At 49.8% G+C, this 9,614-nt stretch carries 12 protein-coding genes; all 12 read left to right on the top strand.

The window, feature by feature from the left end; translation table 11 throughout:
* The coding region (locus JX312_RS04660; RefSeq protein WP_204457207.1) for a TraG family conjugative transposon ATPase at positions 1-1,078 on the top strand (1,078 nt) is incomplete at its 5' end.
* A gap of 177 nt (positions 1,079-1,255) precedes the next feature.
* Entirely contained in the window at positions 1,256-1,894 is a 639-nt protein-coding gene (locus JX312_RS04655; RefSeq protein WP_148464231.1) for a DUF4141 domain-containing protein, read from the top strand.
* A gap of 17 nt (positions 1,895-1,911) precedes the next feature.
* Positions 1,912-2,910, top strand: coding sequence for a conjugative transposon protein TraJ (gene traJ, locus JX312_RS04650; RefSeq protein ID WP_148464243.1), 999 nt, complete (start codon positions 1,912-1,914; stop codon positions 2,908-2,910).
* A gap of 16 nt (positions 2,911-2,926) precedes the next feature.
* Entirely contained in the window at positions 2,927-4,084 is a 1,158-nt protein-coding gene (gene dcm / locus JX312_RS04645; RefSeq protein WP_148464230.1) for a DNA (cytosine-5-)-methyltransferase, read from the top strand.
* 21 nt (positions 4,085-4,105) lie between these two features.
* Positions 4,106-4,741, top strand: coding sequence for a conjugative transposon protein TraK (gene traK / locus JX312_RS04640; protein ID WP_148464229.1), 636 nt, complete (start codon positions 4,106-4,108; stop codon positions 4,739-4,741).
* Positions 4,738-5,115 (top strand): TraL conjugative transposon family protein, encoded by a 378-nt coding sequence (locus tag JX312_RS04635; RefSeq protein WP_148464228.1) that lies wholly within the window; start codon positions 4,738-4,740, stop codon positions 5,113-5,115. Before traK ends, JX312_RS04635 begins: the two co-directional genes overlap by 4 nt.
* Entirely contained in the window at positions 5,102-6,298 is a 1,197-nt protein-coding gene (gene traM, locus JX312_RS04630; protein WP_148464227.1) for a conjugative transposon protein TraM, read from the top strand. Before JX312_RS04635 ends, traM begins: the two co-directional genes overlap by 14 nt.
* A 30-nt stretch (positions 6,299-6,328) precedes the next feature.
* Entirely contained in the window at positions 6,329-7,333 is a 1,005-nt protein-coding gene (gene traN, locus JX312_RS04625; protein ID WP_369809669.1) for a conjugative transposon protein TraN, read from the top strand.
* A gap of 3 nt (positions 7,334-7,336) precedes the next feature.
* On the top strand, positions 7,337-7,918 hold the full coding sequence (locus JX312_RS04620; RefSeq protein ID WP_148464226.1) for a conjugal transfer protein TraO: 582 nt from the start codon (positions 7,337-7,339) through the stop codon (positions 7,916-7,918).
* Between the two features lie 4 nt (positions 7,919-7,922).
* The gene (locus tag JX312_RS04615; protein ID WP_148464225.1) at positions 7,923-8,294 is read left to right on the top strand and encodes a hypothetical protein; all 372 of its coding nucleotides are present in this window, start codon (positions 7,923-7,925) and stop codon (positions 8,292-8,294) included.
* Positions 8,291-9,169, top strand: a complete 879-nt coding sequence (locus tag JX312_RS04610; protein ID WP_148464224.1) for a toprim domain-containing protein — start codon at positions 8,291-8,293, stop codon at positions 9,167-9,169. The genes JX312_RS04615 and JX312_RS04610 overlap by 4 nt, the downstream gene beginning before the upstream one ends.
* Before the next feature lie 36 nt (positions 9,170-9,205).
* A partial coding sequence (locus JX312_RS04605; protein ID WP_204457208.1) for a DUF3872 domain-containing protein occupies positions 9,206-9,614 on the top strand: 409 nt, incomplete at its 3' end.

Genomic DNA, 9,614 nt, shown 5'->3' with positions numbered 1-9,614 from the left:
TTCCTACGAAGGGCTGTGCAACCTGATCCACAACCGAACCCACGGCGAGGACGGCATATATTACACCTACACCGAGGAAAAACCGATTTCATTCAATCCGTTTTTCACTGATGACGGGGTGTTCGACGTGGAGAAAAAGGACAGCATCAAGACACTGCTACTGACGCTGTGGAAGTCGGAGGACGACCGCATAAGCAAAACCGAAAGCGGCGAACTTGGCTCGGCACTCTCCATGTTCCTTGACAAGATGAAAACTGACCGGAACATCGTTCCCTGCTTCAACTCCTTCTACGAGTTCATGCGCGATGATTACCGAGCGGAAATGGCGAACCGTCTTATCCCGATTTACAAACAAGATTTCGATATTGACAATTTCCTGACGACCCTACGCCAGTATTACCACGGCGGACGCTTTGACTTCCTGCTCAACTCAAAGGAGAACATTGACCTGCTAAACAAGAGGTTTGTTGTATTCGAGATTGACGCCGTGAAAGATAACAAGGAATTGTTCCCCATTGTGACAATCATCATAATGGAAGCCTTCATCAACAAGATGCGCCGCTTGAAAGGTGTCCGCAAGATGCTAATCTGCGAGGAAGCGTGGAAAGCGTTGTCAACGGCTAACATGGCTGAGTATATGCGCTATATGTTCAAGACCGTCCGTAAGTATTTCGGCGAGGCTGTGGTTGTGACACAGGAGGTTGACGACATAATTTCGTCGCCGATTGTCAAGGAAACAATCATCAACAACTCCGACTGCAAGATACTTCTCGACCAGCGCAAGTACATGAACCGCTTCGACCAGATACAGGAGTTGCTCGGCTTGACCGACAAAGAGAAAGCGCAGATACTCAGTATCAACATGGCGAATAACCCGAACCGACTTTACAAAGAGGTATGGATTGGACTTGGCGGAACACAATCAGCCGTGTATGCCACTGAGGTGTCGCCGGAGGAATATCTCTGCTACACCACCGAAGAAACGGAGAAAATTCATGTGCTCAACCGCGCCGCCCAACTTGGCGGTGATATTGAGATGGCTATCCGGCAATTAGCGTCTGAAAGACGCGACCATTAACAACCACAAATCAGATTATGTATGAAATTTTCAAGAGTCGCGGCAAATGTTGCGTCAGGGATTGTCATTGCCCTCGCGGGCCTCCTGATGATAGTTCTCAGACTACTGATATTTACCGCAAAACTAATCGTGGGCATGGCTCACAAAATCAGATAACTCACTAATCCAAAGTTATAGATGAAACAAATAAAAATTATAATTCCGCTTATCGCCCTATGCCTGTTCCTCGGAACCGGCAGGGCGAAAGCCCAATGGACGGTCATAGATCCGTCCAACATTGCCCAAAGCATAGTCAACTCGTCAAAGTCGCTGGTGCAGGAGTCAACCACCGCAAAAAATATGGTGTCGAATTTTCAGGAAACCGTGAAGATCTACCAGCAGGCGAAGAAATATTATGATGCACTGCAAGCGGTCAACAACCTCGTCCGCGATGCCCGCAAGGTGCAGCAGACAGTTCTGATGCTCGGCGACATATCCGGCTACTATGTGAACAACTACAAGAAGATGCTGACCGACCCGAACTACACATCGGCGGAACTGTCGGCAATAGCCTCCGGCTACACGAGGATACTCGAAGATGCAACCGGCGTGCTCAACGACCTCAAACAGGTCGTGAACATCACGACACTCTCCATGACCGACAAGGACAGAATGGATGTCGTAGATGATTGCTACAACGAGATGAAACGGCTTAAAAGCCTGACCGCCTATTATACAAACAAGAACATTTCGGTGTCCTATCTCCGTGCGAAGAAAAAGGCTGATACGCAGAGGGTAATCAACCTGTACGGCGACGGTTCTGAAAAATACTGGTGATGCCTATGTTTTGCTCCATTGATTTTTCAAACCTCCACACTATACTCCGGTCGCTCTACGATGAGATGATGCCTTTGTGCGAGGACATGACGGGAGTCGCACAGGGCATTGCCGGACTCGGCGCGTTGTTCTACGTTGCCTACCGTATCTGGCAGTCACTGGCAAGAGCCGAACCTATTGAGGTATTCCCGTTGCTCCGTCCTTTTGTGATAGGCTTCTGCATCATGTTCTTTCCGACGGTCGTGCTCGGCACAATCAACTCAGTGATGTCGCCGATAGTACAGGGCTCGGCAAGTATGCTTGAAGGGCAGACGCTCGATATGCAGAAATACCGCGAGGAAAAGGACAGGCTGGAATATGAACAGATGATGCGTGACCCGTCAACCGCCTACCTCGTCGATGATGCCGAGTTTGACAGGCAGATTGATGAACTGGGCATTACTGAGGTCGGCACAGCCGCCGGAATGTATATCGAGCGAGGAATGTACAAGATGAAGAAAGCGATTTCCAATTTCTTCCGTGAACTGTTGGAGATGCTCTTTCAGGCTGCCTCGCTGACGATAGACACGATAAGGACTTTCTTCCTGATTGTGCTGGCGATACTCGGTCCCATATCATTTGCGCTCTCCGTCTGGGATGGCTTTCAGAATACACTCGTCCAATGGATATGCCGATACATTCAGACATACCTGTGGCTACCGGTCGCCGACCTGTTCAGCACGATACTCGCCAAGATACAGGTGCTGATGCTCCAGAACGACATTTCTGAACTGACGAACAATCCCAATGCGGACTTAGATGGTTCAAACACTTGTTACATCGTCTTCATGATTATCGGCATAATCGGCTATTTCACAATACCTACGGTCGCCGGTTGGATCATTCAGGCAGGTGGCATGGGCAGTTACGGTCGCTCAATCAACAGCACCGCCATGACCGGAGGCAGAATAGGCGGAAGCATAGCCGGAGGTGTCGCCGGCAATATCGTCGGACGGGCAGGCAAATTGCTCAAATAGCCGCATATCCAAGTCTATGGACAACGACGGCCTGACAGTGCTGTCGCTTTTCGACGGCATGTCGTGCGGAGCGATCGCCCTGCGGGAAGCCGGAATAAAGGTCAAACAATATTTTGCGTCCGAGATTGACAAGGCTGCCATACGCCAGACCGCACACAATTTCCCCGACACCATACAACTGGGAAATGTAGTCAATATCTCGGCGGCGGATTTGCCCCGCATAGACCTTCTTATAGGCGGTTCTCCGTGTCAGGGGTTCAGTTTCGCCGGCAAGCAGATGAATTTCAAAGACCCGCGAAGCGTGCTATTCTTTGAATACGTCCGCATACTCAACGAGATCATGGCATATAACCCTGATGTGAAATTCCTTCTGGAAAATGTAAGGATGCGTGCCGAATATGAAAATGTCATAAGCAGCCATCTGGGATTGCAGCCTGTGGCGATAAATTCATCGCTTGTGTCCGCTCAGAACCGGCTCCGGCTTTACTGGACGAACATACTTACCTTGTCAACTCCACATCTCTTTGGAGAAACTGTACGGACGGCTGTTCCCCAGCCCGAAGACAAGGGTGTGTATCTGCGGGATATTCTCGATGATGAGGCTGATGCACGGTTTTTCCTTTCGAGGAAAGACATAGATAAGCTGGAAAGGCAGATAGCCTATGAATCAGAAAGTCAGGATTTCAGACCGGAAGAGAGTTTCATGGATCTGTTCCGCGATGATGATTTCTGCGAAACTTACGCAACGACGCCAGCCTCCTGTTTCTGTCCTGAGAACTGGATTTCCAGCCACACTATCCGTCCATCCCCTGACATAGAGCGGTTTCCGCTGTCCGCCGTACAAGGCAGCAAGGCAATAAGGGACTGCGCGTTGAAAACCGATTCCACCGTGATAATCTCCGGCGCCATCGTGTCGCCACAGTTTGGCGGAGGGTTCAGGCCCGTATTGTCAGGAAAGGCGCCTTGTCTGCTTGCCACGTCGAGCAACTCAGCGGCATGCCTGATTGTCAACGGCGACGACATAGTGCTGAGGCGGCTTACTCCAAAAGAGTGCTGCCGGCTTCAGACAATCCCGGACTGGTATGAATGGGTGTGCAGCGAACCGCAGATATATAAAATGCTCGGCAACGGCTGGACGGTGGATGTGATACGCCACATACTCCAATTCTTATAAAAACATTCACTAATTAAAATTATGGAATTTAAGTCATTAAAAAACATCGAAACATCCTTCAGGCAAATCCGACTGTTCGGTATAATCGTCATATCGCTCTGCGCTCTGGTCGCGGTAGCCTCGGTTATGATGTCCTTACGGTTTGCCGAAAAACAGAGGGAGAAAATCTATGTCCTTGACAACGGAAAGAGCCTGATGCTCGCCTTATCACAGGACATGGAACAGAACCGCCCAGCAGAGGCGCGTGAACACGTCCGACGCTTTCACGAACTGTTCTTCACGCTGTCGCCCGACAAGTCGGCGATTGAGCACAACATCAACCGCGCCATGTCACTGGCTGACAAAAGTGCCTACAACTATTACTCCGACTATGTGGAGAAAGGCTACTACAACCGCATAATCGCTGGTAATATATCTCAGGTGCTTCAGGTTGACAGCATAGTCTGCAATTTCAACGACTATCCCTACAATATAAGGACTTACGCCCGGCAGATGATTATCCGCCAGAGCAACGTGACGGAAAGGTCGCTTGTCACGGATTGCCGCCTTGTCAACACCGGCCGCTCGGACGACAATCCCAACGGCTTCATGATCGAGGGGCTGACGATACTCGAAAACAAAGATTTGATAACCACCAAACGTACTTTATCTCAATGAAACTAAAAATCAGAAACCTCGTGTCGCCCTTATATAATAAGGTATGGCACACACCGAAGGGGCGACTTGTCGCCAAAATCAGGAAGGCGTGCGATGACCTGCCCCGTAACCAGAGGCTGATGGTCGTGACAATACTCCTGTCGGCTTTCATACTCGCCGCTTTCTTCGTGTTCGGCAATGCCTGTTACAAGATGGGGGCGGGTCATGCCCGCCAATCCTTAGAGATTGAGCATATCGAGGCAATCCCCATACAGAAGGGACTGAGGACTATTTCCGATGAGAAACTCATGGACATTAAAATCAAGGCTTATGAGGAAATGACATCGGAAATAAATGTCGAACCATTAGACTCCGCTGCCCATGAAACTGATTGACGAACTCAGGAACCGGCTCACGCCCAAGACTCCGGCTGACCGGGAACGGGTAAAGAAGATTGCAGTCTATACCGTGTTGTGCCTGTCATGCCTCGTGTGCATCTGGCTGATATTCGCTCCAAGCGGAGATGATGAAGCGGTGGCAGGCAAAGCCAACACCGAACTACCCGACGGAACAACCGACGGTATTCCGGACAGTAAGATTGCCGCTTACCAGCAGGCTGCGCAGAATAAGGAGAAGGAAACCCGGCAGGCCCAGCTCGAAAGCATATCGGCAACGCTTGATACGGTTGCCACTCAGTCAACAACCGATATGCCGGACGCTATCCAGTCATCGGCTGACGCATACCAGCAGGCTCAGGCTTCATTACAAGACTTTTATATCTCGGAGCCGTCAGGCGAGGCACAGCAGGTTGCCGAGTTGCAGGAACGTATCGCAGAACTGGAAATGCAACAGGCGATGCCGGACTACAACCACAAATCTCCCGATGAGATGGAGTTGCTTGAGCGCTCCTATCAGCTTGCCGCCCAATATATGGGCAATGGCAACGGTGGCAATTACCAGCCTACACAGCCGCAGGAGGAAGAAAAAGGCAAACGCAATGTCCTGCCCGTTGCACAGGTCAGCCGCAATGTCGTTTCATCGCTCGGATCATCTTCCAACCGTGGGTTCAACACCTCGGTCGGAGTACAAAAGACATCAAGCAAGAACACCATTTCCGCAGTGGTCGCCAACGACCAAACTATCGCCAACGGTCAGCCCGTCAGACTGAGGCTTACTGAGCCGATGTGGGTCGGGAACAGACTTGTGCCACGCAATACAATCATAATGGGCGAAAGCCGATTGCAGGGCGAGAGGCTGGAGATTGAGATTTCATCGGTCGAGTCGGAAGGCTCCGTGTATGAGGTGGAGTTGCAGGTATTCGACTCCGACGGTCAGGAGGGTATCAACATACCCAACTCAATGGAGTCTGACGCACTGAAAGAGATTGGAGCAAACATGGGCAGCACTGTCGGCAGTTCAATCAACATCTCCACCAATGCGGGAGCGCAGATAGTGTCAGATGCGGGTCGTGGCATACTCAACGGCGTCAGCTCATATCTCACAAAGAAAGTCCGCGAGGTAAAAGTACACCTCAAAGCCGGCTATAAGGTCATGCTGCACCAGCCGGAACAAAACTAAATTCAAAACCACTAAAAATTTCCAAGTATAATGAAATTGAAAACATTTATTCTTTCAGCCATTGCTGTGATAGGCATGGCAACCCCGGCTTTTGCCAAAAACACCAAAGTTAACGTGTCTTCAACCGAAGACCAGACCACCGAAGTTGCCGAACACGACATGAATGTGTACGGTGCGAACTACACCGACGGCGACAAGTTTGACGGTCTAACCCGTAAAGTCGGCTTTGACCGAATGATACCCCCTCACGCACTGGAAGTCGCGTATGAAAAGACGACACACATCATCTTCCCCTCGGAGGTTGTCTATGTTGACCTCGGCAATGAGAACCTCGTCGCCGGACTTGCCGACGGTGCGAAAAATGTGCTGCGTGTCAAATCGGCTTTCAAGTCGTTCAAGACTGAAACAAACCTCTCGGTAATAACCGAAGATGGGTCATATTACAGCTTCAACGTGAAATTCGCCAAAGAGCCGCTGTTGCTCAACATCGAGATGACCGACTTTCTCCATGACGGCGAGGCAGTCAATCGTCCCAACAACGCACAGGAGATCTATCTGGAAAAACTCTGTCAGGAGTCGCCGATGCTCGTGAAGCTGATTATGAAATCTATCTACAAGCAGAACAAACGAGAAATCAAGCATATCGGCAGCAAGCGTTTCGGAGTGCAATTCCTTCTCAAATCAATCTACACCAATAATGGTTTGCTCTATTTCCACACCGAACTGAAGAATACATCAAACATCACTTTCGACATTGATTTTGTGTCGTTCAAGATTATGGATAAGAAAGTTATCAAGCGAACCGCCATGCAGGAGCAGGTGCTTGAACCGCTCCGTGCCCAGAACTATGTGACTGTCGTACACGGCAAATCCACTGAAAGAACCGTGTTTGCTCTGGAAAAATTCACAATCCCCGATGATAAGCAGCTCGTTATCGAGGTCGCCGAAAAGGAAGGTGGCCGCCATCAGTCTTTTGTCGTGGAGAACGATGATATTGTGAGAGCCAACGTAATTGACGAATTAAGCATACAGTAACCGATGAGAAAAGCGATAATGATTTTCGCTGCCATGCTTGCCCTTTTCACGGGGCAGGCAATGGCCCAGCGATGCCTCCCCGGAATGTCAGCCGTGGAAATAAAGGCGAATATGGTGGACGGTTTTTATACCGGCAACTCCCGCAACTGCGGCTATTCTTTCGGAGTATATTACTCCGTGTTCAAAGGCAACGCCAACACATGGACTTTCGGCGGCGAGTATCTCCAGACCTACAAGCCATACGGCGAAAAAGGGCGTATCCCTGTGGCGGAGTTCACTGGCGAGGTCGGCTACAACCTGCATCTGCTGAGCGACTACTCGCAAACCTTCCACCTCTATGGCGGCGTGTCGGCCATCGGCGGATATGAAACGGTAAACTGGGGTAAGTCGGTACTGTCCGACGGATCCACGCTCCATAACGGCGATGCCTTCATATATGGCGGCGCACTGACCATTCAGGCAGACTTTTACCTCTCCGATAAAATTGCCTTGACTGCCAACGTGAAAGAGCGTTTTGTGTTCGGCAACTCCACGGGCCATTTCCATACTCAGTATGGTGTCGGTGTCAAATTCATAATCGAATGAGCCTATGGGAATGACAGTGATTGACCTCGACATAAAAAATCTTCCTCTTGAAGAATTTATGAAGGCTATGGGATTTGAGCCGATAAACCGGAACAATAATCTTCTGACCTACGAGTCGCCATATTCGGCAAATGGCAATATCGTTGTGGATACCGATGCCAACGGTTGGTACGATAAGGCACAACCCGAAAAAATGTATGGCGGCATATATGACCTCGCCTATGAGATAATCGGCAGTGCCAATAAATCGGAACTAAACCTGTTCATCGCCTCGGAAATGAAAAAGGTTCGTGATGTGAAAATGTATCATGTCACGGCAAACGATCCGGGAAGAAAACAGGAACGACCGCAACGCAAACGTGGTATGCGCCTATGAACATCGACGCTATCAGACAAATCCCGTTGGTGGATTTTCTCAACCACCTCGGCTATCAGCCGACAGGACGCGACAGCAAAGGACTGTGGTTCTACTCTCCATACCGCAATGAGCGTAAGCCGTCGTTCCATGTCAACCCGCGTAAAAATCTATGGTTCGACTTCGGAAGCGGAGCAGGTGGCGACATATTCACTCTTGCCGGAGAACTGACAGGCGAAACTGACTTCATCAGACGGGCGGAGTTCATCGCTCAAAAGATGCAGTTGCCGGTCGAGAAGCCTTATAAACCCGTGCCATTCGTTGAGGAACCGACATTTGAGAATGTCGAAATATCACGTCTGGAGTCGCCGATACTGCTGAACTACCTCGCTGACCGTGGCATACCCCGTGACATCGCCCAACGATACTGCGTACAGGTTGACTACACGCTTCATGGCAAACGGTATTATGCCGTCGGCTTTGAGAACAATGCTCACGGATATGAATTGCGCAACCCGTTTTTCAAGGGAGCATATCCGCCGAAAAACATCACGCATATCGCCAACGGCAACCCACGGTGCAACGTGTTTGAAGGCTTCATAGACTTTCTTTCGGCGGAAAGACTTGGCTATAATGACGGTAACGACAGCGTGGTACTCAACTCCGTGTCAAATCTCAACAAGGCAATACCTTATCTGCAACACTATCCGCTTGTGCTATGCTATCTCGACAATGATGTTGCCGGACGTGCAGCACTCGCCAGACTACAACGTGAGTTTGGCGACAAGGTGGCGGATAAATCCTCACTCTATCCTCAACACAAGGATCTGAACGACTACCTTATGTCGCTCACTCCGAAAAAAGCAAAATCAACAAAATCAAAATTAAAACTCTGAAAAATTATGACTACAATTCTCAATAAGATTGGCGCGATGCGCCTTACTCCCGCCCGGTTCTTCGGGTTCTGGGCAACACTCTTTGCCCTCGTGTTCACTCTCTCGTCATGCACTGACGATCTCGATGTGCAACAGTCTTACCCCTTCACAGTGGAGGTAATGCCTTACGCTGAAAAGATAGTCAAGGGGCAGACCGTGGAGCTGCGCTTTGAGATCAAACCGGAAGGTAACTACACCAACACCCTCTACACAATCCGCTATTTCCAGTATGACGGCGAGGGAACGCTCAAACTCGTTGACGGTCCGGTGCTGGTTAACAACGACCGTGTTCTGCTCGAAAGCAAAACATTCCGACTGAACTACACTGCCAAATCTTCCGACGCACACAAATTCCTCGTGGTCGTAGAAGATTTATGTAATGGACAACATACATCTTCTAATGTTG

It is taken from the genome of Barnesiella sp. CU968 (assembly GCF_905219685.1).
Taxonomy (GTDB): domain Bacteria; phylum Bacteroidota; class Bacteroidia; order Bacteroidales; family Muribaculaceae; genus Lepagella; species Lepagella muris_A.
The sequence above is the reverse complement of the archived record's forward strand: the minus strand, read 5'-3'. Positions and strand labels throughout refer to the sequence as shown.